This is a genomic window from Posidoniimonas corsicana (assembly GCF_007859765.1).
In the GTDB taxonomy this organism is placed as follows: Bacteria; Planctomycetota; Planctomycetia; order Pirellulales; family Lacipirellulaceae; genus Posidoniimonas; species Posidoniimonas corsicana.
Genome location: NZ_SIHJ01000002.1, coordinates 414827 through 438727, shown reverse-complemented (window position 1 = coordinate 438727; position 23901 = coordinate 414827). Strand labels below are relative to the sequence as shown.

21 protein-coding genes and 1 pseudogene are annotated in these 23901 nt (G+C 57.6%); 21 read left to right on the top strand and 1 reads right to left on the bottom strand.

Features of this window, described 5'->3' with window-relative positions:
• The first annotated feature begins 37 nt into the window (after positions 1 to 37).
• From pelF to KOR34_RS17825, 5 genes are all read left to right on the top strand, one after another.
• Entirely contained in the window at positions 38 to 1156 is a 1119-nt protein-coding gene (gene pelF, locus KOR34_RS17845; RefSeq protein ID WP_228714689.1) for a GT4 family glycosyltransferase PelF, read from the top strand.
• A 209-nt stretch (positions 1157 to 1365) separates the two neighbouring features.
• The gene (locus KOR34_RS17840) at positions 1366 to 1794 is read left to right on the top strand and encodes a hypothetical protein (RefSeq protein WP_197531539.1); all 429 of its coding nucleotides are present in this window, start codon (positions 1366 to 1368) and stop codon (positions 1792 to 1794) included.
• A 6-nt stretch (positions 1795 to 1800) separates the two neighbouring features.
• Positions 1801 to 2700, top strand: a complete 900-nt coding sequence (locus tag KOR34_RS17835; protein ID WP_146566694.1) for an ABC transporter permease — start codon at positions 1801 to 1803, stop codon at positions 2698 to 2700.
• Between the two features lie 37 nt (positions 2701 to 2737).
• Positions 2738 to 3526: a sulfotransferase family protein gene (locus tag KOR34_RS17830; protein ID WP_197531538.1), complete on the top strand. Its 789-nt coding sequence runs from the start codon at positions 2738 to 2740 to the stop codon at positions 3524 to 3526.
• Between the two features lie 14 nt (positions 3527 to 3540).
• Positions 3541 to 4845: an ABC transporter ATP-binding protein gene (locus tag KOR34_RS17825; RefSeq protein ID WP_146566690.1), complete on the top strand. Its 1305-nt coding sequence runs from the start codon at positions 3541 to 3543 to the stop codon at positions 4843 to 4845.
• A 118-nt stretch (positions 4846 to 4963) separates the two neighbouring features.
• Here the strand turns inward: KOR34_RS17825 and KOR34_RS27185 are convergent, their stop codons facing one another.
• Positions 4964 to 5191, bottom strand: coding sequence for a hypothetical protein (locus KOR34_RS27185; protein WP_228714688.1), 228 nt, complete (start codon positions 5189 to 5191; stop codon positions 4964 to 4966).
• Here KOR34_RS27185 and KOR34_RS27545 point away from each other — a divergent pair.
• The 16 genes and pseudogenes from KOR34_RS27545 (at position 5141) to KOR34_RS17750 (ending at position 23881) form a co-directional block, all read left to right on the top strand.
• A complete protein-coding gene (locus tag KOR34_RS27545; RefSeq protein WP_390620794.1) occupies positions 5141 to 5404 on the top strand; it encodes a hypothetical protein in 264 nt (87 codons plus the stop codon). The genes KOR34_RS27185 and KOR34_RS27545 overlap by 51 nt on opposite strands.
• A 70-nt stretch (positions 5405 to 5474) precedes the next feature.
• The gene (locus KOR34_RS27540; RefSeq protein WP_146566686.1) at positions 5475 to 6266 is read left to right on the top strand and encodes an FkbM family methyltransferase; all 792 of its coding nucleotides are present in this window, start codon (positions 5475 to 5477) and stop codon (positions 6264 to 6266) included.
• Between the two features lie 55 nt (positions 6267 to 6321).
• On the top strand, positions 6322 to 7332 hold the full coding sequence (locus tag KOR34_RS27535; RefSeq protein WP_146566685.1) for a glycosyltransferase family 2 protein: 1011 nt from the start codon (positions 6322 to 6324) through the stop codon (positions 7330 to 7332).
• The gene (locus KOR34_RS17805; RefSeq protein WP_315852864.1) at positions 7227 to 8177 is read left to right on the top strand and encodes a sulfotransferase family protein; all 951 of its coding nucleotides are present in this window, start codon (positions 7227 to 7229) and stop codon (positions 8175 to 8177) included. The genes KOR34_RS27535 and KOR34_RS17805 overlap by 106 nt, the downstream gene beginning before the upstream one ends.
• 499 nt (positions 8178 to 8676) lie before the next feature.
• Positions 8677 to 9618 carry a sulfotransferase family protein gene (locus KOR34_RS27530; protein ID WP_146566681.1) on the top strand — a complete coding sequence of 314 codons (942 nt, stop codon included), beginning with the start codon at positions 8677 to 8679 and terminating at the stop codon, positions 9616 to 9618.
• A gap of 42 nt (positions 9619 to 9660) precedes the next feature.
• Positions 9661 to 10713: a sulfotransferase gene (locus KOR34_RS17795; protein ID WP_146566679.1), complete on the top strand. Its 1053-nt coding sequence runs from the start codon at positions 9661 to 9663 to the stop codon at positions 10711 to 10713.
• Between the two features lie 42 nt (positions 10714 to 10755).
• Entirely contained in the window at positions 10756 to 11988 is a 1233-nt protein-coding gene (locus KOR34_RS17790) for an O-antigen ligase family protein (protein WP_197531536.1), read from the top strand.
• Positions 11978 to 13192, top strand: coding sequence for a glycosyltransferase family 4 protein (locus tag KOR34_RS27385; protein ID WP_146566675.1), 1215 nt, complete (start codon positions 11978 to 11980; stop codon positions 13190 to 13192). Before KOR34_RS17790 ends, KOR34_RS27385 begins: the two co-directional genes overlap by 11 nt.
• A gap of 194 nt (positions 13193 to 13386) precedes the next feature.
• The gene (locus KOR34_RS17780; RefSeq protein WP_146566673.1) at positions 13387 to 14949 is read left to right on the top strand and encodes a hypothetical protein; all 1563 of its coding nucleotides are present in this window, start codon (positions 13387 to 13389) and stop codon (positions 14947 to 14949) included.
• Positions 14950 to 15347: 398 nt separating this feature from the next.
• The gene (locus tag KOR34_RS27525; RefSeq protein ID WP_390620793.1) at positions 15348 to 16085 is read left to right on the top strand and encodes a class I SAM-dependent methyltransferase; all 738 of its coding nucleotides are present in this window, start codon (positions 15348 to 15350) and stop codon (positions 16083 to 16085) included.
• A 195-nt stretch (positions 16086 to 16280) separates the two neighbouring features.
• Positions 16281 to 16523: pseudogene (locus tag KOR34_RS27520) on the top strand (RIFT barrel domain-containing protein); the annotation flags it as partial.
• 987 nt (positions 16524 to 17510) lie between these two features.
• Positions 17511 to 18860, top strand: coding sequence for a hypothetical protein (locus KOR34_RS17770; RefSeq protein ID WP_146566668.1), 1350 nt, complete (start codon positions 17511 to 17513; stop codon positions 18858 to 18860).
• 115 nt (positions 18861 to 18975) lie between these two features.
• Positions 18976 to 20328: a phenylacetate--CoA ligase family protein gene (locus tag KOR34_RS17765; protein WP_146566666.1), complete on the top strand. Its 1353-nt coding sequence runs from the start codon at positions 18976 to 18978 to the stop codon at positions 20326 to 20328.
• 3 nt (positions 20329 to 20331) lie between these two features.
• On the top strand, positions 20332 to 21513 hold the full coding sequence (locus tag KOR34_RS17760; RefSeq protein WP_146566664.1) for an aminotransferase class V-fold PLP-dependent enzyme: 1182 nt from the start codon (positions 20332 to 20334) through the stop codon (positions 21511 to 21513).
• Between the two features lie 293 nt (positions 21514 to 21806).
• Entirely contained in the window at positions 21807 to 22706 is a 900-nt protein-coding gene (locus KOR34_RS17755) for a glycosyltransferase (protein ID WP_197531534.1), read from the top strand.
• On the top strand, positions 22700 to 23881 hold the full coding sequence (locus KOR34_RS17750) for a glycosyltransferase family 4 protein (RefSeq protein WP_228714686.1): 1182 nt from the start codon (positions 22700 to 22702) through the stop codon (positions 23879 to 23881). Before KOR34_RS17755 ends, KOR34_RS17750 begins: the two co-directional genes overlap by 7 nt.
• Positions 23882 to 23901 lie beyond the last annotated feature (20 nt).

The window sequence follows — 23901 nt, the reverse complement described above, 5'->3', positions numbered from 1 at the left end:
GAGATTGCGAGATGGCCGCGTGCAGCCGGAAACGCCCTTGCAGATCGGTTTCGTGATGCACACGATGCAGGTTGCCGGGGCTGAAGTGCTAGTCGCCGAGATGGCTCGGAGGCTTGCCCCGTCGATCGAAGCGACGATTATATGTCTGGACGAACTCGGACGACTTGGTGCACTGCTACAGGATGAGGGCATCGATGTTATAGCCTTGGGGCGACGACCTGGCATTGACTTGCGTATGCCTGGCCTAATATCGAGGATCGTCCGAGAGCGCGGTCTGCGGATCTTGCACGCTCACCAGTACACCCCATTCTTCTACGCCGCGCTAGCCAAGCTGCGAGGCGCCAAGGCGAAGGTGATTTTCACCGAGCACGGTCGCCATTATCCCGATGTAGTGAGTTGGAAGCGGAGGTGGGCGAATAGGTTGTTGCTGAGCCGCTTCTCTGATCTGACTACTGCCTGCTGCCAGTTTGCCGCGGAAGCGGTAGAGAAGAAGGATGGATTCGCTAGCCGGAGCGTCCGGGTCGTGCCGAATGGCATCGACCTCAACGAGTTCTCAGCACTTGCTGTCCCACAGGATCTTGCTCGTCAAAGACTAGGCCTCGATCCCGATCTGCTATATCTGTCCATGGTCGCTCGGTTTCATCCAGTAAAGGACCACGAGACGCTAGTCCGAGCGTTCGACAAGGTTTCGAAGGCTGAACCTTCCGCCCGCCTGCTCTTGGTTGGAGAGGGCCCTGAACGCCAGCGGATCGATTCCCTGGTCGCCGAGTTCGGCTTGTCAGACCGAGTCGAGTTTACTGGCGTTCGAAGCGACGTAGCCGCAATCCTCTCCGCCAGCGACTTGTTCGTTCTGTCGAGCGTAAGCGAAGCGGCGTCGCTTACGCTGCTAGAAGCAATGGCGTGCGGCACGCCGGTTGTCGTGACCGATGTCGGTGGCAACCCAGAGATCGTCCGATACGGACAAGATGGGCTGCTCATCCCGAGGGGAGATTCCGGGCGAATGGCGAATGCTATAATCCAGTTGCTGCGCGATCCTGAACGGCGTCGAGAGATGGGCGTCGCTGCCCGCCGACGCGTAGCCGAGGAGTATGACTTGGCCATTAGCCTCCAGCGGTACGTCGCACTCTACGAACAAGTACTGGGGCGACACGCTTGAAAGCCCTCGCCCAACATCTCTGCAGGGCAATAGCTCTCGTGCCGGTCACGGTTGCCCTGCTTCAATACACTCTTTGTCGGTTGATGCGTGGTAAACAAAGGGCCTTTGAGTCAACCTGCGAGTGGTTATCGCTATGGCCTGGGTCGAGCGGCGTCTTGGTGAGGAACGTATTTCTTAGCTACACCGCTTCTCGCTGTGACCACAACGCCGTGATCGGCTTCGGCGCCCTCTTAAGCAAGCCGGGTATCGCAATTGGTAGCCATGTCTACGTCGGCCCTCGCTGCCACCTCGGGCTTGTGACGCTCGAAGATGATGTGTTGTTAGGGCCGGCTGTGCAAGTGACTAGTGGGCCACTGTCGCATCGTTTTGACCGGCTCGATCAGCCTATTAGGAACCAGCCAGGCGACAGTCAGCGCGTGACGATCGGTGCGGGCGCCTGGATTGGTGCCGGCGCGATTATCATGGCAGACGTGGGGGCCGGCGCGGTGGTCGGCGCGGGAGCAGTGGTGGCCCGTCCGATCCCCGCGTTAGCAGTTGCAGCCGGGGTTCCCGCGCGCGTAATCCGCAGTCGCAGCCAGGATCCTGATACAGCAAAACGCCCGTCAAGTTTTCATGACCGTTTGATCGAGGCCAACTAAGAACGCATGTCCACCGACGTCCTAGCTGCCGCCACCGATTTGGAATCCGAGCCCCCCGCACCCGCCGGCGATCTCGTGGCCGTTTCCGAATTCGTGACGGTAATCGAGCGACGCTCCGGATGGCGGCTTCTCGACTGGAAGGAATTGCACGCCTATCGTGACCTCTTTCGGTTTCTTGTCTGGCGCCAGGTGAAGGTCCGCTACGCACAGAGCGCTATCGGCATCGGTTGGGCGATCATCCAGCCGGTCTTCTCCATGCTCCTCTTCACGGTTGTCTTCGGTAAACTCGCGAAGGTTAGCAGCGATGGCGTGCCGTATGCGCTGTTCAGCTTTGCCGCGCTGGTCCCCTGGACTTACTTCTCTAACGCGCTCACAGATGGCGTCAACAGCCTAGTAAGTGAAGCCAATATGCTCAGAAAGGTGTATTTTCCGCGGATCCTCATGCCACTTTCGGCTGTAGCGGCCAAGCTGGTCGACTTCACCATTGCTATGGTTTGCCTGGCTCTCCTTATGGCGGCCTTTCAACATCTGCCTCCGTGGCAGTGCGTATTCGTACCACTATTGGTAGTGCTCATGGTCGTGACTGCCGCCGCGGTCAGCATTTGGCTCACCGCACTGGCGATCCAGTACCGCGACATCAAGCACGCGATGACTTTCGTTGTTCAGCTGGCAATGTACGCATCGCCGGTGGTCTACCCCACGAGCCTTATCCCCGATCAGTATCGATTGCTGTACGCCATTAATCCAATGGTTGGCGTGATCGAAGGATTTCGTGCCGGTCTGCTTGGCACTCAGCCCATGCCATGGAGCCTGATTGCCATAGGCGCCGCCGTAGCGTCGGCGCTGCTGCTCACCGGGCTGGCGTATTTCCGAAGCAAAGAACGGGTGTTCGCCGACGTCGCCTAAATCGATGGCAGAAGTTCGAACCACTCGAGCGACCCCGGTGCAGCCTACATTTCTAGGTATTGGGGTTCAACGTGCCGCTACAACTTGGCTCCACAACCGCCTGGCTGAGCACCCAGAGATCTTTGTGCCGGCCGAAAAAGAGATCCAATTTTTCAACCTCGAAGATCACCAGTCCAAGGGGCTTGCCTGGTATCTGTCGCACTTCCACTCCGCCGATCGCGAATCGGCAGTAGGCGAAATCACACCCACCTATCTGCACGAGGCAGATCCGAGGGAGGTGGCTGATATGTTTCCTGGTCTGAAACTAATCGTGGTTCTCCGAGATCCGGTCGACAGAGCATTCTCAGCGTTCACCCTGGTTTCGCATAGATTCCCAGGCAAGTCCTTCGGTGATGTCTGTCATCGACCTTATTTTTTCGGCCACAGTTTGTACGCCGACAAGCTGCGCTTGTGGGCGGATGTCTTCGGCTGGGACAATCTTTGCGTACAGCTATATGAAGACATTCAGGACAGGCCGCGCGACGCGCTTAGGAAGTTCTTCCAATTCCTCGGCGTTGATGCCGATTTTCAGCCAAGTGGCGTTGAAGAACACATCAACCGCATCATCTATCCAGGCCTCCAGAGCAGGCTCGACACGCTGCGATTGGGATGGGCCAAAGAGATCGTAAAACGCACGCCTATCGGAGATTGGATCCGTCAACGCCATATCCGATCGATCGGTGGAGCGGGTAGGCAGATCCGCCACAGACTAGTCGCCAACTTTCTCGGCGACATCGAAGAGACCGAGAAACTAATAAACAGAGACCTTTCCTCGTGGAAGTCGTAGCACGAAATAGCTAGATGCCAGCCCCCGCGATCGCCATCGAGAGTATTTCTAAGGTTTACCGCATTGGCGCCAAGGAGGAAGTGCCAGACACACTCACTGGGGCTGTTGCCGGCGCCATCCGCTACCCTTGGCGCAATCTCGTTCGGCTCAGACAGTTGACCAGCTTTCGTGACGACGACAGGGGCGACGACGTGCTATGGGCGCTCAAGAACGTGTCGTTCGATGTCAAGGAAGGAGAGGTGGTCGGCATCATTGGCCGCAACGGTGCGGGCAAGAGCACGCTCCTGAAAATCCTTAGCCGAATCACCGAGCCGACCAGCGGCCGCGCGATGATCCGCGGCCGTGTGTCGAGCCTGCTGGAAGTAGGCACCGGATTCCACCCTGAACTGACGGGGCGCGAAAACATCTATATGAACGGAACGATCCTCGGAATGACTAAACGAGAGATCGATCGCAAGTTCGACGAGATCGTCGAATTCAGCGGAGTCGAGAAGTTTCTGGACACTCCGACGAAGCGATATAGTTCTGGAATGCAGGTCCGACTAGCGTTTGCAGTGGCTGCAAACTTAGAGCCGGAAATACTGATCATAGACGAAGTGCTGGCTGTTGGAGACGCGGAATTTCAGAAACGGTGCTTGGGGAAGATGCAAGATGTTGCGCGAAGTGGTCGCACGGTGCTCTTCGTCAGTCACAACATGGCGTCGGTCTTGAACCTCTGTTCTCGCGCGCTGGTCATGCACAACGGTTCACTGTCATTCGACGGCCGTCCTGACGAAGCGATCGAATCACACACCGCCGTGAGCACCGGAAATCGAGCTTCGATAACCAGTATGAGTGACTGTCGCGAAGCGTGGTGCCGACCTTCGATCCAATCTGCTCGTATTATTGATTCAGGTGGCAGGTACCACCAAGTCCCGCTCGGGGGTGGTATTGAGGTCGAGATGGAATTCTCCAACCCGGAGGTCCCGCTGCGTTCTCCAGTCATGGGACTCGTGTTCAGTCACATTACGAAAGGTGTGGTGGCTGGTGTTAATACACGGATGACCGGGTTCTCTGCCAATGCGAAACCTCGCGCGAGTGGCAAGTTCAGTTGCCGCATCCCAAAGCTCCCATTTCTGCAAGGGGCCTACGAAGTAGATGTGTGGCTAGGGGATGGGGCGACTAACATTGACGTGTTGAAGGGATACCTGTCATTCGAAATTGCTGGCACTGACTACTATGGGTCGGGAAAACTACCAATTCCGCATATGGGAACCGTAATGTTGGATGCGACTTGGCGCCTAGAGCCAGATGTAACGTGTGCACTGTTTGAGGATTGAGGGTGAGGTGTTGGGGCTAATCTGGAGACTTATCGAGAAGCTGCAGGAGCAGGCTCGTCGGCATCAGCAGACGATGACACCACGACTAGATGTTGCGTCCTACAAATTCATTCATCCATCAGTCGTGTTTAACACCCGCAGTAATGGCGAAATCGTAGTCGGAAGTCGCGTGCGACTTGGAGTTGGTGTCGTCATTGATACCTGCGGCGGAAGAATCGAAATCGAAGATGGGGTATTCATTGGGCCTTATGCCGTGCTTTATGGGCATGGAGGATTGCGAATAGGCCGCGACACTATGATTGCCGCGCACACAACGATCATACCGGCAAACCACCGGATTGGGCATTCGGGTTCTATTGCAGGGAACGGGGTGGCGAAGAAAGGTATCGACATAGGCCAGGGCTGTTGGATCGGTTGCGGCGTGCGAGTGCTGGACGGAGTATCAATCGGTGACCGGTGCGTGGTAGGTGCAGGAGCCGTAGTCCGAGATTCGATCCCAGCACAGAGCGTTGCTGTAGGCGTTCCCGCGCGGGCGATAAAGGATCTATCTGAGCAGTGAGGGTTTCAGGGTTCGGCAAGGTCTCTTCGAACCTGTTTGACTATAGGAAAAGCAGTAGGTGTCTTGTGCAATGAGCTCTCTTGTTAACGCTTGGCGATCTTGCCGCCGCCGTCTCTACGAACTTGTGCGGGTCACAAAGACGGTGAAGACTCAATCTATCGTAAGTGCCTTGTCTGGTCTCGTAGCCGCCGGCGGGGAAACCCGTGGAGCCACGCTCTTGCATTTGAGAGGATACCCTGACTCAATCATACTGCGAAACGGATCGAGCGATTTCGACGTTTTTCGCCAAGTGTTTCTCTTAGAACAGTACGAGTGCCTTGAGTCCAACGACGTAAGGTACATCGTTGACGCTGGTGCCAACGTCGGACTCACAAGCTTGTACTTCCTCAATCGGTACCCACATGCCCATGTAATTGCAATCGAACCAGATGTTCAGAACTTCGATGTTGCAGCGAGGAACCTTCGGGCGTTTTCGTCACGTTGCCATATCGTGAATGCAGGCATCTGGTCCGAAGATACAACGTTGGCAGTAGTACGCGGAGATTATAGGGATGGCCGTCATTGGGCGACGCAAACTCTACCAAGAGTCGATGGGAACGACGAAGGAATCCCAGTTTTTCATCTGCAGACACTGCTCAACCGATACGGGTTTCCCAGGGTAGATCTTCTGAAGGTGGATGTCGAAGGAGCCGAAGACGCCGTGTTTCGGAACGGCGATACCTCGTTCTTGAAAACGACGTCAAGTTGTGCGGTCGAATGTCATGGACCAGAGTGTACTGAAGCATTTGAGTGCGCAGCAGCGCGTTATGGATTTCGCTTGCGCCGTGTTGGGGAACTGAGCTTAGCGGAGCGACCAGCATAGTGTTGCTGCAACCAGCAGTTATAACTTGCCTAGGTCCAAATCCCGAAAGTTACGTATGAGCACGCCGCTCGTGTCTGTGTACATTCCGACGTTTAACAGAGCTCATTTAATTGAGGCCTCAATCAACTCGGTGCTAGAGCAGACTTTCACGGATTGGGAGTTGATAATCGTCGACGATGGTAGCAGCGACAATACCAGGGCTGTAGTAGAGGGGCTTACGAGCCACGTCGCTGGACGAGTTACTTACTCGCGGCATGAGAATCGAGGGCTTTTCTACTGCCGCAACCGAGGTGCAGAGCTAGCAAGGGGTAAGTACGTGGCGCCTCTTGACAGCGACGACGCGTGGCGACCTTATCACCTTCAAGCTTGTGTTGACGCACTAGAAAGCAATCCAGAAGTGGATTGGGTTTACGGTTCCTTGAGACGGGTGGACTCGATTTCTCGAGAAACGCTCGTAGAGAACAAATTCTACAGTGATGATAGGCCTCGCCCGTTCCTCGAACTGAACGTGCGTCGTGTAGGTGAAGTGAATATCTTCGACGATGCTTCGACGCTCGAATGCGCAATTCTCAATGGGTTAGAGTGTAGCCAGCAAACGTCGCTAATTCGCAGATGGGTTCTCGATACTGTACGGTTTAGTGGAACCTATAGAGTTTGTGAGGACCAGCAGTATCCTATCCGTGCACTACTCGCGGGTGCGCAGCTAGCGTACATCAATGACGTCCATCTCGAGTATTCAGTGCACACCGATAACATATCGAATGCATCGAGTGCTAGTTCGATCTCCAAGGCGATAGACAACGAGTGCGAATTGATCGAGCTCTTTCGAGATATTCAGTCGGTTCCGGACCTTCCGGTTCATCTGCATTCTGCAGTTCGTAAGCGGCTGTCTCGTGAGTATTTTTGGAGGTTAGGATACGGCGTCTACTGGCGGCATCGGCGTTATCGTTCGGCATTCAAGTGCTTTCGGCAGGGGCTGAAGTACCGACCATTGCACCTCCCGTACTGGAAGACCTATCTCGCGTCCTTGGCAAAGTACCCCTTCTTAGCGATTCAGAGCAATTGATTGTGCGTGCTGAATTAGACGCGTCTTCGAAGCTAGCCGCCTCCTCTTATCCGCCCGCGTTCATCGTAGGCGCAATGAACCGGTCTGGCACCAACTTTCTCGCAGACATCATACAGCTTCTCCCAGGGTGGGAGCTGCCTGCTTTAACGGAAGATTACTTGCTGGAACACTCGGACTTGCTGGTCGAGTATGTGAATCGAAGTGACAACAGATGGAAGACTCGCATCAGTGCGGAACAGCGTAGTGCGGCGGTTTCCTACCTTGGGCGTGGCCTGCTCGAGTTCATTCGTCAGCATTGCGAGAGTAAGCACACGAGGCTGATCATGAAGACGCCTCGACCGTGGGGGATTGAGAACTTTGATTTGTTGTTTCCATCGGCAAAGCTCATCATCATTGTTCGCGACGGTCGTGACACGGTAGAGTCCGCTTCCCGCAGCTTCACATACGCGCCGCCTCGTCACTGGATGAGGCAGTGGAGGAACGGTGCGAAAACGCTTCTTGAGTTTATGGCAACTCATCGGGGGGCGGCAGGTAAGAATTGGACGTTTGTTCGCTATGAAGATCTGGTAGAACATCCACGCCGGTGTATCCCGCAAATCCTCGCGTTCTTGGGAGTGGACGATGGGGAGTTCGATTGGACAAAGTTCGACATGCTGCCGCTTAGGGGGAGCTCAACACATCGAGGAAGCAAGCGAGCACTCCATTGGGAGCAGGTTCCGAAGCCGGCGGGCTTTAGACCAATTGACAAGTGGCGTGCCTGGTCATGGTGGCGAAAGGCACAATTCAAGTGGATTGCCGGGAGAGAGCTGATCGACTTCGGTTATGCCACCGACTACGGATGGTAGGAATGAGTCTCATAAACGCAAGCGTCTACGACTCCGCTTTCTCGCTAGATGCTTGGGAGGTGAGTAGTCGCTTGAAGTCGCGGTTCTCGTTTGGTTCCTCGCAAGCTGTGCTCGCGCAAGTATTTCCTGCTTCTACAGTCGGGATTCGCTTAAGTCCGCGGGAAGAGTTGGGTAAGGGAATGTCACTCACAAAGATTCGTGCGTGCAGTTGAGGTGCAACGATGAGTTTCTCGTACAGGAGCCGCATGGAGCAGCGAGGAGAATCGTATTGCTCGTGATCAGCTCGTGCGATTGTCAGCTGTCGTTAGAAGTCATGAATTCTTTGTCTAGGAGCCGCTCATTCTCTGTGATAGCCAGATGCGTTCGACTCTTTAACGGAGCAGTCGAGGTGCGAGTGCGAAACAGTTGTGTTGCTCTCCAGCAATCAAAGACGCTGGCAGCTAGATCGACGGGCTGGTGGCGGTCTGGGCAGTAGTACTTTACTTGTTGACGGTTTGAATTGAGCCCCGCCTTACTCATAACTGGTACGCGCCGGTCAGGAACGACGCTTCTATTCCAGGCGCTGTCCGGCTCCACCGGATTGTGGTGTCGAAATGAGCTGCATGAAGTGCACCGTCTGTTGTTTAGTGGAAGCTGCAGCGTGGGAGAACTTAGTGAAAGGCTGGACGGGCTAGGGCTGGGGGGGGCCTCAGCAACACTCTCGGAGATTGCGTCGCCTGTGCAATTGTTTGACGCGCGTATGTCACAGGCGGCGGCCGATGCCGGCAAGCCGAGGTGGTGCCTAAAAGACCCAGAGGTATCCCATTATCTGATCGACTATGCGGAGTCGATGCCCAGCGTGAAGTTCATCATAATCGTTCGGGATCCCCGCGCTGTTGCCAGGTCTTTTCTGGAGCGTGGAACGAGCTGCAACTGGTATTCGGCGGGCGAGCGCTGGGCCGCTGAGGTGCAAGGGCAGTTGGAATTCCGGCAACAGTATCAGAATCGATGCCTGCTTCTCCGGTACGAAGACCTCGTAAAGGCGTTTGCCAACGAGCTGCAACGTGTTTGTGACTTCGTGGGGTTGCCGATGGAAGAGGCAATGATTCGGTATCATGAACGGGATAGTGGAATCCGGATTCATGAGGGCAATCGGAACGTTCGCCGCCCGCCAGATCCGTCCATTAACGAGAAGTGGCGAGAATCTCTTAGCGGTCGGCAGCTGGCCAACGTCGAAGCAGCAACGGCGGAAGTCATGACCCAGCTAGGTTACAAGCCAGAGTCGAGCGTCCCGGGGCCATCGGCTCTTAGAAAGGAGATGTACCGTTTGCACAACCGCCTAGTGTGGGAGTACAGATGGCAGCGGGCGTCCCGCTGGTATGGCATTCGAAGGCGATGCTGGTCATTCGTAGGCAAGACAGCCACTTGGGATCTTAGCAGTTCACATGGGAAGTTTCGCTAGATCGATGTCGGTCCGAAACGCAATTGAATGTAGGCGACGCCCATGTTCAGGACTGTAGTCAGACGCATCGCGCAGTGGGGGCTCGAGCGAGGAGTCATGAAGGCGGCTCTTCAGTCCAGCCTGACGGCGCCGGCGGAGGTTCCTCCAGGGTTCCAGCCGACGGGTTGGTCAGGCACGATTGATCGCCGGGCTTTTCCTGAGGCAGCTCCGCCAGCAGCTTTCATAACCGCGCGATTCCGTAGCGGTTCGACGCTGCTATGGAAGCTTTTGCGCGAGCATAGGCAACTCACAGCGTACTACGAGCCATTAAACCCACGCAGATGGTTCGATCCCGCGGCTCGGGGCCAACGCGTCGACAACACCCACCGCGGGGTTGAGCAGTACTGGGAAGAGTACAACCGGTTTGCAGGCGTGGAGGTGCCTTGGGAAGAATGGTGGTCCTCGAGAGATCTCTACCTTCCCGCAACGGTGCCTGCCCACACACTCTATGAGTACCTCAGGCTTCTGGTCGATGAGGCGCCGGGTTTTCCCGTGCTGCAGTTCAACCGGCTTGACTTCCGGCTAGGTTGGATCGCCAGCCGATTTCCCGACGTATTGCTGGTTCACCTTCACCGGGATCCGCGAGATCAGTGGATTTCAACATTCCTTAGGCAGAAGCCGGTGCCGACCACGGCTACAGTTGCGAACTTTGCGAGGTCGGACGAGTTTTACCTGGTCTCCTGGGCAAACGATTTGGCACGATACATACCACTATTCGCCGAGGTCAAGCAGCTTCACCCCTATGAATTGTCCTACATCGTTTCAAGGTTGTCCTTCGTATTCGCATCGAATCATTCTGCCTATGACGTGAGCTACGAATCGCTTGTGTCTGAGCCTAGGGCGGTGATGAAGAGCTTGGGCGATGTCTTTAAGTTAGAGGGGATGGACCAACTGCCTGGCATAGGTCAAGTGAGCACCAGGAGCGTCGGACGGTGGAAAAGCTATGCCGACGCGTCTTGGTTCGAAGAACGCGAAGCCCGCTGTGATGAACTAATAGATCAATGTGTGTTGGGGAGGGGATCCACTGCAGTGCGTGAGGGATTGAGAATCGGTTAGATGGGGCCAGTTGTTGTATTTACGCTGCTCACCTACGTCTGTATGAAGTCGCTGCGTAGCCCGCATGTCGGCGTGATTGGGTACTACGGCTTCGCCCTCCTTCAGCCGGAGTGGAACTGGCGGTGGAGCCTGCCCCCTGGATTCCAGTATCAGAAGTTCATCGCGGCTAGCACGCTAATCGGGTTCTTGGTCGTAGGTTTCCAAGGGAATCAGTTCGTTGGAATCGTCGCGCGATCGTCTCTCGCGATTGGGGGATTTCTCGCTCTAGCATTCATCAGCGCAGCTTCTTCTATTGAACCGGACGCTACCGCGTTCTACATGGACAATCTCTGGAAGATAGTACTGATGGCGGTGCTGGGCATAAGACTGATAGACTCACCGGGCAAGGTGTTAGCGCTGATGTGGGTTCTGGTGCTCGCTCAAGGCTACAACGCCTACCAGATTAACCTAGAGTACTTTGAAGACGGGCATAGCTCCTACGCTTATCGGAACTTTGGCGACAAGGGTGATAACAATGTCTATTCGATCCTGACCGTTCCTCTGATTGCGTGTTCGCTTTCCCTCGCACTCTACGCAGAGCGTGGATGGCAGAAGGCCGTTGCCGCGACAATCGCCTTGCTTCAGGTCCACGAGATTATGCTGTTCGAGTCGCGTGGGTGTATGCTTGGCTGCTTGCCAATGCTGGCCGTGTTTGTGTGGCTGATGCCGAAGACTCGCAGGACGGTCACAGTACTTGCCGCAATGCTGATAATGGGAGCGATCCTTGCAGGGCCCCCAGTGGTCGAAGAGTTTGCATCAGCGTTCGCGGAGGAAGGCGAGCGCGATTCGTCTGCGGAGGGGCGCTTTGGTCTGTGGCAAGCAGGATTCGAAATCACCAAGGACTACCCAGTACTTGGCGTCGGTCCGTATGCTGGGCAGTATCTGGTGCCCGCTTACTTTCCGGGAGGGTTAGACCAACACGCGAAAGGGCTTCACAATCTGTTCTTCGAGATCAGCACAGGCTGTGGCCTCCCAGCCCTTGTCTGCTACTTGGCCTTTTTCGCATACCCAGCGATTGCCTGCTACGGAACTGCTCAAGCAACAAACGCTGATCGATGGCATCGCTGCGCCTCACTGGCGGTAGTCCCAGGCCTTGTTGGCTACTGGACATCGAGCATGTTCTCAAGCGGAGCTTTGTCTGAAAGCTCTTACGCCTGCGCGGTCGTTGGCGTGTGTGCGACAGCTATTGGTGGGCGTATGTTAGAGGAGGCGAGGGCTGAATACGATGGCACCTGAGGCCGAATCCAAAAATGGTGGGAGGCGGAAGATCGGACGGGTCCTAGTGATATCCGAGGTCTTCCCACCGCAGATAGGAGGGAGCGGGCGTTGGCTATATGAAGTGTTTTCTCGCGCATCCTCGTTTGAGTCAATTCACGTCCTGGCACCGCCCCTAGCTTCGCAAGGCGCTGTAGACGAGGTGTGTCCCGAGTTGCTTGCAGTGTCCAGGACATACCGGGTGCCTGAGGACGCAGGTTTCTTTGTCCCTCGCGGGATGATTGCCTACGCCGGACTTGTCTGGGAGGTGGTGCGACTTCACCGATTGCACCGGTTTGAAAGAGTCTATTGCGGAAGCTGCGTGACTCCGGGGTGGGTAGCCTGGTTGGTAAAAAAGGTGTTACGGATTCCCTACGTCTGTTTCGTTCACGGAGAAGAGGTGTTTTTTCCGGAAGACGAGCCGCCTACAGGTTTGCTCAGCAGCCGTCAGTTGAGGTTTCAGATGCGGCTGATTGTCAGTTCAGCGGACCGTCTGATTGCCAATAGCAACAACACGGCGCGGCTCCTTGAGGAATCTTGGGGCGTTCCATCTGAACGCTTGCGGGTTATGCACCCTGGCGTTGACGCTAGTCACTATGTGCCGACGGAGTATTCTCCATCCATCAGGGCGAGGCTGGGGTGGTCGGGTAAGCAAGTAGTACTAACGGTGGGCAGGCTGCAGCGGCGTAAGGGGCACGACATGATGATACGCGCTATGCCGCGTATCCTTGAGTCGGCTCCAGATGTGCTCTACGTTATTGTTGGCAATGGTGGCGAACTGGACTATTTGCGGAGTCTCGTCAACGAATGCGGCGTTCAGGCATCAGTGGTCTTTCGTACGGACGCTTCAGACACGGAACTCTTGCAGATGTATCAGCAGTGCGACCTTTTCGCTCTGCCGAACCGTCGAGTTGGCGCTGATATTGAGGGGTTTGGCATAGTGCTCCTTGAGGCCCAGGCATGCGGGAAACCAGTTGTTGCTGGCCGGTCGGGAGGTACGCGCGAGACCCTTAAGGAAGGCGTGAGCGGAGTTCTCGTCGATTGCGGCGATCCCGATTCGATCGCTAGAGAAGTGCTGCGAATGCTCGCTGACGAACGGCGGTTGGTCGCGATGGGCAATGCCGCTCGTCAATGGATAGAAGGTAACTTTGATTGGAGCAAGCTTGCATGCGAATTACTCAACTAGTGACGCGATCTTTCTTGACCACAACGATGACCGACAGTTGGATGCTACGCTCGATTTCGCTTTGCGGCCGCAGCCTTTGATAGCAGGAGTGGCGAGCACGGTACAGAACAAGCCACCGCGTATCCGTAGCTTAAGCAAAATCGAGGTTGCAGACCCTGGGCACGGTGTTTGCTCGCGACAGAAGGAGAGTCGACATGGTTAGCTATTTCACGCGAGTGGTGTTGAAGATTGGAGTACTGGCGATATCAGCTTGTTGGCTTACGGCAAATGCATACTCGCAAGAGCATCTGATTGGAGCAAAGAACTTAAAGCTTGTTGGTGGTTATCGTGTGCCGCAGCTAGCAGTTGGCAGTAAAGGTAAGAATACGCGGTGGAGCAGTGGAGCTCTAAGTTCCCGACGTGTTGACGGTGAACTACGGTTCTTCATACATCACCACATGCATACCGGGCTGATCTACGAACTTCGGGCAGACGGAGCGGTTGGTGCCGCTGGTGACCCCAATGATTGGCCTCTGCTGGACCCCGTGCAGAGTTGGGAGACTTTTTCAGACGTCGAGAATAACTACTTTAGAGGCGGTCCACGGGGGGTCCTTTGGGATGAATCCAGTGGCAAGCTGATAGTGTCTGCACGGTCATGGTATCGAAATCCCGATACCCCAGACTGGCTTTTAACGATTGACCCTAAGAGTGGAGCGAGAGAGCGATACATACCGTCGGTGTCACATCAGATCTACGGGGCGGGGTTCACTCGGGTTCCGACGCAGTGGGCTGAGCGGCACGTATCTGGACAAGCAATTGGGATCGCCGCGGGTGGCTACGACACCCTTAATTCGTCTCTGGGGCCGTCACTGGCGACCATATCCCTTGAAGACATGGAGGCACGGGAGATTCTGCACTTTCCCGTGCATGGTGGGCGTGAAAAGGTTGAATTGCGAGACCCAAACTATTTTGGACGCTATCTGCAAGACAAAACCGGCGGCGCCCTTCAGTGGTCGTTTCCAGCGGAGAACGGTGTTGGCTATTGGCAGGCCGAAGAAGTGAATGGCGGACCGGCTTGGGTGGAGCATGACGGCCTCTCAGGTCTGCTCTACGCGGTTGCTACCGGGCGAGGCACTTTAGACTACCGAGCGCAGACAAGCCTCTTTACGGTAGCCGATCCAAAGAAATTCTACTCTCCCGAGGGAGCACCCAACCGCGGAGCGAGCAAAGATACTGAGTTCGCAAACGATCCGCCCGGTTATGAAGCATCAGTCCTCTACGTCTATGATCCAGATGATCTCGCGCGCATCGCGAGTGGTGAACTCAAGACTTGGGAAGTAAAGGGAAGCCGATTTGAGTTCCCGACGCACGGCATTCATGGACGCCCCATGGGTATGGAATGGGATGCTGAACGCGAGAGGCTGTACGTGTTCTTCAACGAGGCGTGGGGCACGCGACCCGGAAGTAGATTTTTTCCCGTGATTGCCGAGTACGAGATTGTCTCCAATATCGACTTCCGTCCGGGCGACTTTGACCGGGATGGCCAAGTTGACGCGAGAGACTTTATCTTTTGGCGAATGAGTAGAGGACAGTCCGTGACGCCTGGAGAAGGTGCGGACGCGAATTGGGATGGCTTTGTTGATGAGGCTGACTATGTCGAGTGGAGAGCTGCGCTATACGAGAACTCAGGTGCCGTCGTAATTCCTGAACCAACCGTTGCGGCATTGTCTGTGTTCGCCGTAGCCACACTGTTACTTAGTCAAGTCTTTAGCCGCTAGTCGAATGAAGAACTCGAGAAACTCCTGTGACATTATCCAAGTTGAGTGAAGAAGGGATCAAGCGACCGCCGCTGCCGAGAATGGACCAGAATTCCAGTGGGCGCAATCTCGCAAGTCCAATCCACTAGATTGGCCTAGCGCAGCCCGTAAAGGTCGCGAGGCATTTAGATCGAGTCTGTTTCCAGGGCGACTCGCGCGAACTATCTGCTTCCTCTTGCTGTGCCCTTCGTCACCGGTCCGATCAGGCTTCCAGGTTTGGGTGATTTCGGCGCGCTTTGAGACGTGTTGTGCGCAGCCATGTTTGAGTCCGTCCGCGAAGGAGTTGTAGGCGAAGCACTGTCGACGGCATAGCTTCGACTCCTTCGCACTATTCGGACATTTAGTTGAAGAAGCCCGCGATGCTCGCAAGCAAGTACGCCGAGATACTTCAGGCCTATCGTCGTGGCGATTCTCGCCACGTAGTCTTCCGTAAACTCGTGGAGTGCGACCTTACCGCTAATCGAGGTGGTCAAAAGCCAGTTACTCTACTCGACATTGGGTGCGGTGCTGGGTTCGACAAATCGCATGCCTCGCAACTCGAGTTGGCCAAGATGTGTGACGAGTTTTGGGGGGTCGAGCCTGATGAGTCGGTGCTGCCGCCAGCCTGCTTCGACAGGGTCTATAGGGATTGCTTCGAGTCCGTCGATATTCCCAAAGATTCCGTCGATGTAGCGTACGCGGTCATGGTCCTCGAGCACGTTTCGGACCCTAGTGCATTTTGGCACAAAGTTCGGGGCGTGTTGCGGACTGGCGGTGTTTTCTGGGGTTTCACAGTGAACTCGCGTCACGCTTTCGCTCTTGCAAGCAGTGTCTTGGGCCGGCTGAGGCTGAAAGATTGGTACCTGGATTCGCTCCGCGGATCCAGAGGCGTAGAACGCTACGAGAACTATCGAACGTACTATCGTTGCAATACGCCCGAACACATTCAACGGCACGCCGCCGGATTCGAGTGCATAGAGTGCGATACCTTGCACCGCGTAGGGCAGCTGGACTACTACATCCCCAGCTATATGCGGTGGGTATCTCACGCTTGGGATCGACATACTATTCGATCAAGCCGGCCTGGGTCTGTCTTGGTTGTGCGCGCTCAAAAATAGGCGCAGAGTCCCCGCATCGCATTCTCTCGATTTGAGTTCAACTCAGACAACGGGCCTGGCCAAAACCGATCACTCAACCCTAGCAATGTATGTGGTTCGTAGGGGGCGTCCTGTGCAGCAGTCTGACGTTGCGCGGAACGAATTGTCCTTGCGGCCACAACGCTACTGCTGTCCTGCAATCTTGCACGCTGACCTATGAGAGAGATGCCCGAGCTGTCGCAATCTGAGCCGACTGGAGAGTGCAAGCCGACGGAAACTTCGTTGTTCCGTATGCCGATTCTAGCTAATCGGATTCTCAGCGATGTCTCTTGGCCGTGTTCCCTGGGTGTCCCGCTTCCGTTGGGTGCGACGCATAGTGTCGAAGAACTTCGCCTGGAGGATGGCAAAGGCAAGCCGAAAGGTGTCCAGTGCAGGTGCCTCGCGCGATGGCCTGATCAAAGTCTCAAGTGGGTGCTCCTAGACTGGATAGACAACGGATCGAGCGCCACCCTGGTTGCCGGGGAGCAACAGCGCAGCGAAGGTGGCGATTTGCTTGAAGGTGTCGTGCGGTTAGGGGAATTGTCCAATGGGGTGGAAATTGTGTCGCCCTTTCGGACGATCAGGCACTATGTTGGTGAGAGTCTATCCCAAGGTATTGCAGTCCAAATTGAAACGTCAGGGGCTCTTGCCTGCAGCCCGAGAGTTGATACGGTCGTTCCCATTGACCGTGGTCCTCTACGTGCGCGACTTCGGCTTGCGGGAAGGTGCGTCGACCGGCAAGGGCAGGGGGACCTCCGCTGGAGCGCTGAAGTCGACTACTGGGCTCACGCCGACCTGCAGCGTTGGCGATTTACCTTACACAACCCACGACGCGCGCAGCACGTGGGAGGAATCTGGGAACTCGGCGACCACGGCTCGGCATTATTCGACCGAGCGCGGCTTCGAGTCGCAGCCGAGCAAGTCTGCAATTACGCCAGTGTCTCGACAAGTCCGACCGATCCCGTGCACGCAGCCGAATTAGTGTCTGTCACGCAGTACTCGAGTGGGGGGGAGGCGTGGGATTGTTCCAACCACATCGATCGCGATGGACGTGTCAGTACTAACTGCCGAGGCTATCGAACAAGAGTAGGCGATGAACTCAACGAGGGCACGCGGGCTGACCCGATCGTGAGGCTACACAGCGGTCGTTCGCCGGTTATCGGAGTCTACCAAGAGAAGCTCTGGCAAAACTTTCCAAAGTCGCTTGAGGCCGACCGAGATGGGATCACTCTAGATCTGTTTCCCAAAGTTGAGTCAGGTTGCCACGAGTTGCAGGGCGGCGAGCGTAAGACCCATACGTTTTGGATCGCTAGAGGCGACGCCGCGATAGTGGGTGGACTTCTCGACGCGGCACGGCAACCGCCGCTCCCACGAACATTGGATAGGCACGTCGAAAGCACTTGTGCAGTGCGGCATCTTACTCCCCTGTCAGAAGAGACCTGCGATGGCTATGCCGCGCTTGTCGATAGGGCCATCGATGGCCCCTCATCGCTGTTTGCCAAGCGAGAGGCGATCGACGAGTACGGCTGGAGGCACTTCGGCGACGTGTACGGCGATCACGAAGCCGCATTCAGCGAGCCGGATCCACCGCTCGTATCGCACTGGAACAATCAGTACGACCTGATCAATGGCCTCGGTGTCCGTTACATGAGGGGTGGCGACCGCCGGTGGTTCGAGTTGATGGAGGACATGGTTTGGCACGTGTCCGACATTGATGTCTATCACACAGACGAAGACAAGCTCGCCTACAACCACGGGTTGTTCTGGCACACTGTCCACTACGTCGATGCAGGCAAAGCAAACCACCGGAGCTACCCGACCGGGACCGTAGGTGGTGGTCCATGTGCTGAACACGCCTACGCTCGGGGTCTCATGCTCTACTACTACCTCACGGGTTGTGAAGCCATCCGAGAAGTGGTAGTTGAGCTCGGTGACTGGGTACTCTCGCTGGAAGATGGCTCAGCGACACCTTTCCGATGGCTCTCGTGGGCTCCCACGGGGCTTAGCAGCGCGAGCGGAACGCCCGACTACCACGGGCCTGGGCGCGGGCCGGGAAACGCAAGCGAGACACTACTGGCGGCCTTCGAGCTGACCGGGGACCGGAAGTACATTGAACGCGTTGAAGAGTTGATGTACCGCGTGATTGACCCTCGCGACGACCTGGATGCGCTCGACCTACTGAATGCGGAATGGCGTTGGTACTACAACTTGTACCTGCAGGCCCTCGGTCGGTACTTGGAGGTCAAGGTAGATCTTGGTGAGATCGATCAGCAATACGCCTACGGCCGGGCTTGCTTGGTCCACTACGCCACCTGGATGGCCGATAAGGAGTATCCGTACCTCGACAGGCCCGAGATCCTTGAGTATCCGACTGAGACCTGGGCGGCGCAAGACCTAAGGAAGAGTGAGGTCTTCCACTACGCGGCAAGGCACGTCGATTCAGACTTGCGAAGAACGTTTCAAGAGCGGGGAGCTTACTTCTTCCACGAGTCTGTTTCTACGCTTTCTGAGATGCCCACCGCTCACTTCTGCAGGCCGCTGGCGCTACTCTTGGGATGCGGTCAATCCTACGACTGGTTTCGGAAGAACGTTGACTCCTCTCCGTTGCCGGAAGGACCAAAACTCGACCTTGGTGTGAGAAGGAGGTTTGTCCCCCAGAAGAAGCAGGCGATCCGCCGTGCAAAGCTTCTGGCGGGCGCCGGTGCATTGGTCGTTCTGGTCGCCGGGAGCCTCGGCCTCTACAGCTACATGTGGTAAGGGCGTGAAATCCCTATTCGTTGAATCCCTCTTCCTTCCAAACCTGCAGCGAGCGTCCAGGAGCAATGCATGGACTCTGGCGAGAGAGATCGATTGCAGGCAGACGGCAACTGAGGTGTCGCAGTTGCAGCGCGAGAAGCAAGATCGTCTTGTGCGTTGCGCGTCGGGTGTTGAGTTCTGGAAGGAGCGTCTCGCGCTCGCCTCGCAGGCGGGAGATTTGGAAACTGTTGACACAGGCCGAATCCCGCCCGTCAGCAAGTCAGAGCTTGCGGCGGCGTTCCCCGATCGTGCGATCCACCCATCTTCGCCCCAATCGGACCTCAGATTTGCCGCCACACGGGGCACCACGCAGCGGATGATCTGCGTCCACGACTTTGCCAAGCGTGACGCTATCCGCGCCGCAAACATCGTGACATTGCGTGCATCGGGCTACCGCTTGGGCATGCGGATGGTAGAGATACCGCCCGATATCTGCGACGTTGTTTGCGGGGAGCAAGGGGAGCGAGACGAGGGGGTGCTTCGACACCTTCTAGGGATTCTTCGGTACAATCGCTGGCGAGACGCCAACACCTACCGTGATCTGCGGGGCCTCGTAGAGCGCAACTGGGTCTATAACCGCAAGACCTATCCGCCGTTTGGGGCGGGGGGCAGTCATCCAGGTACGGCTCGACTTGACTACTATATCGACAGGCTTCAACGCGACAGGCCGTTTTTGTTGAAGGGCCTGACGACGTACCTTTACCAGATTGCCCAACGGGTACTAGAGCGTGGACGCATCGACCTTGAGATTCCGGTTATCAAGCCGCTGGGCTCGGGCGCGACGCCACACATGCGCGAAACGCTCGAAACTGCTTTTGGCGGAAGATTCTGGGACGACTATGGAAGCGCCGAGCTGGGGTCCGTGGCTTTCTCGTGTGGAGATTCTGACGGCATGCATGTGCTGGAGGACCTGTTTATCGTCGAGGTGCTAGACAGCCAGGGGGCCCCGACGCCGCCAGGCGAGGTCGGTGAGGTGGTGGTGACTGATCTGGCGAACCACGCTATGCCGCTCATCCGCTATCGTGTGGGCGACCTGGGGCGTCTATTGGAAGGCGAATGCCAGTGCGGTAGGCTGTCGCGCCGGCTTAGGGTGGAGGGGCGCCTGCAGGACGCGCTGCGCGATAGTCAGGGGAATTGGGTCACAAGCAACGAGATCGCCGAGCACATATACAGGCTTCCGTGGGTCGATCAATTCCAGCTCGTCGAGCGCCGCGAGGACTTGCTTGAAATAACGGTCGTCATCCGCCAGGGGCTTCGGCCCGACGAGGGGCAGCTGTCTTCCTACTTCCGCGATCGGCTGGGTCGAGAAGTGCGTCTGCGAATCCGGACCGCCAGGAGTATCAGCCCGGAGCCGGGCGGCAAGTTCCGCTGGGTCAAGGCGTTGCCCGCAAAGCCTCTTACAACGGCCGGCGCCGTCAACGCGGGATAGAACGTGCTCAGTGTCCGCGACGATTTCCTGGCGTTCACTTGCGACCCGACGTTGGTCTACCTGGACAGCGCGGCTACCACGCTCAAGCCGCGCTGCGTCGTCGATGAGGTTTCGTGGTGCCTCACCGAAGGAGCGTCGGCCATCTACCGCGGGGTCCACCGCCGAGGCGTCGAGTTGACCGCCCGCTTCGATGATGCGAGGGCCACCATCGCCCGCTGGTTTGGCGTGGCCGACGACGAGGTGGTCATCACGACCGGCGCCACGGGCGCCATCAACCTTGTGCGGAACGGTTGGCCCGATCTCAACAGCGTCGTGACGACGATCGTCGAACACCACAGTAACCTGTTGCCGTGGACGAACGTGCAGTCCTGCCGGACATTGCCGTGCGACCCGTGCGGGCGGGTCTCCGCGGAGGACCTCGACAAGGAGCTGTTGTCCGCTCCGGCCGATCTGGTTGCCGTGTCGCACGTAAGTAACGTCTTGGGTGTGATCCAGCCCGTCTCCGAGTTGGCGGAAGTCGCCCATAGGCACGGGGCCCTGCTGCTTCTGGACGCGGCGCAGAGCGCGAGCCACCTGCCGGTTGAGCCAAACTTGTGCGGCGCCGACTTCATCGCCTGCAGCGGCCACAAAATGCTGGGTCCCAGCGGCGTCGGCGCGCTGGTCGCCACGTCGGAGGCGCTAGCGCGACTGAAGCCAATCAGCTGGGGGGGCGGCATGGTCGAGTCGGTTAGCCCCGATGACGTGCGGCTGCAGCCTGCCCCTCGACGCTTCGAAGCAGGCACGCCTCCGGTGGAGTCAGTGCTCGGCTGGGCCACGGCGCTCGACTACCTCGAATCGATTGGTAGGGAGAATCTAACTGAGCACACAAGGGCGCTGACGCTTGCCGCGATTAAGAGATTTAGCGGTGTGAGAGGGGTCCGCGTCCACGGCCCCGCCGATGTAGAAGAACAATTGGGCATCGTCTCGCTCTCGGTAGACGGGTGGGAGTCCCACGCGGCCGCGAGGGTCCTGAGCCAACGCGGCAATATCTGCGTCCGGTCCGGTTTCCACTGCGCTGAACCCCTACACCAGCGGCTCGGGCTGCGGCCGACGCTGCGGCTGAGCTTCCAGGCGTACAACGACCATTCCGATATCGAGAAGGCCTGCGCGGTCATCGAACAGCTCGCGCAGACGCAGATCGGATGACTGACCAAGCGGAAGCACAACCCGCTTGGACGCAGTCAGGGAATGCCGTGAAGTCTCTGGTAGTCTTCTCGGACGACTGGGGCCGTCACCCTTCTAGCTGCCAGCACCTGGTCAAGAGGCTGCCGGCAGACTGCGAGGTGCTGTGGGTAAACACAATCGGCACCCGCGCACCGAAGGTGGACCTTTCGACGGTTTGCCGAGCCGCAGGAAAGATCCGAGAGTGGGTCGGCGGTGACCAGCGGGGCAGTGATCCAGCGTGCACAGAGTCGGGCCCCTCCGTGCTAAGCCCGCTCATGTGGCCTTGGTTCAGCCGCCCCGCCGACCGATGGATTAATAAGAAGATGCTCGTCCGTGCGGTCAACCAGGCCGCGGCACACCTTCCGCGCCCCCTGGTGGCGGTCACCACCCTCCCAATCGTCGCAGACTTGACGGACTCGCTCGACGTCGACAGCTGGCTATATTACTGCGTTGACGACCTCTCACTTTGGCCCGGCCTGGACGGCACAACGCTTAGAGAGATGGAATCGAAGCTGGTTGAGCGGGTCGACCACGTGGTGACTGTGAGCCAGACGCTGCAGCAACGGATGGGCGAACTGGGGCGAGAGTCAACGCTGATCACGCACGGCGTGGAACTCGACCTGTGGAAGGCTAGTGCTATTGAACCACCAGTGGCAAGGTCCGGCCCGTCGGCGCCGCAAGCCGTCTTTTGGGGGTTGATCGATGGGCGGCTTGAGACCGAGTGGGTCCTGGCGTTGGCGGACCGTCTTGACCGCGGGTCGGTCGTGCTTGTAGGCCCGATTGAGACGATCGACAAGCGTTTGCGGTCGCACCCGCGTGTGTCGACTACCGGCGCTGTTGCGTACGAGAGCTTGCCCGGGATTGCCCGTTCCGCTTCGGTGCTAGTCATGCCCTACAAGGACCTGCCGGTCACCAGGTCGATGCAGCCGCTGAAGCTCAAGGAGTACCTTGCGACTGGGCTGCCGGTGGTTGCGCGTGACCTGCCGGCAACCTCTGAGTGGTCAGACTGCCTCGACCTCGTTTCGACGCGGGACGACTTCGTCGATGCAGTCGCGAATCGAATCGACGGTGGGATCTCCGCGGCACAGGCCGCCGCGCGGGTCCGCCTGGAGCAAGAGGGATGGGAGGCGAAGGCTAGGTCCTTCCTCGTGGAGATCGAGAGGGCCGCGTGCTGACCGAACCAGAATCAACGTCGGGCCGAAGCGTCGCCACGGGGTCCGCGGCCAAGATGCCGATGGTTCTCCACCCGCGGGTCGTCACCGGGTCGGGCGGCGGCCCGGACAAGACCATCCTCAACTCGCCTCGGTTCTTGCGTTCCCTGGGATACGACTCCGCGTGCATGTATCTTCGACCGCCAAACGACCCGGGTTTTGAGGCGATCCGAGCCAGGGCCGAAGAATTGGGCGCGCCGCTGGAAGAGATCGACGACCGGGGCGCCGCCGACTGGCGCGTGCTGTCCCGCGCACTGGAGGTGTGCCGACGGTTAGATGTGCGCGTCTGGCACGGCCACGACTACAAGACCAACCTGATGGGCCTCCTGCTGCGGCGGTGGCGGCCCATGCGTCTAGTGACCACCGTGCACGGATGGGTCCACCACACTAGCCGCACGCCGCTCTACTACAAGCTGGACCGCTGGGCGCTCAAACACTATGAGCGAGTCATCTGTGTGTCGCCCGATCTGCTGGAAGAGTGCAGCGAGATCGGCGTCCGGGAGGACAGGCGACTGTTGATCGAGAACGCGATCGATTGCAAACAGTTCCGGCGCCGCCGCAGCCCTGGCGAGGCCAGGCAGGCACTCGGGCTACCGGCCGATGGGTTCCTGATCGGGGGGGTGGGGAGGCTTTCTCCGGAGAAAGGATTCGACGTGCTTGTTAGGTCGGTTGCCCGACTGCACGTGCTGGGTATGAAGCCAATGCTCGCGATCCTTGGCGACGGCGACCAACGGACGGCTCTGCAGTCGCTGATTGACACGGCCGGACTCGGTGCGCACGCTAGGCTAATGGGATTCCAGTCCAATACCAGGGAGTGGTTCGAGGCGATGGACCTCTTCGCGCTCAGCAGCCTGCGTGAGGGCCTGCCGAACGTGGCGCTCGAAGCGATGGCGGTCGAGACGCCCGTCGTCGCGACGCGCGTTGCTGGCGTGCCGAGGCTGATCCAGGACGGCCGCAGCGGTCTGATCGTTCCTATCGGGGACGAGGAGGCGCTGTCCGGGGCGATTTGCCAGCTCATCACGGACCCCAGGATGCGGGCGGATATTGCCGCCAACGGGCGCCGAGTCATTGAGGACCAGTACAACTTTTCGTCGCGGATGGAAAAGATTCGCGACGTCTATGCATCGTTGGGGGTATAGAGCGACTCTGATGACGGTGC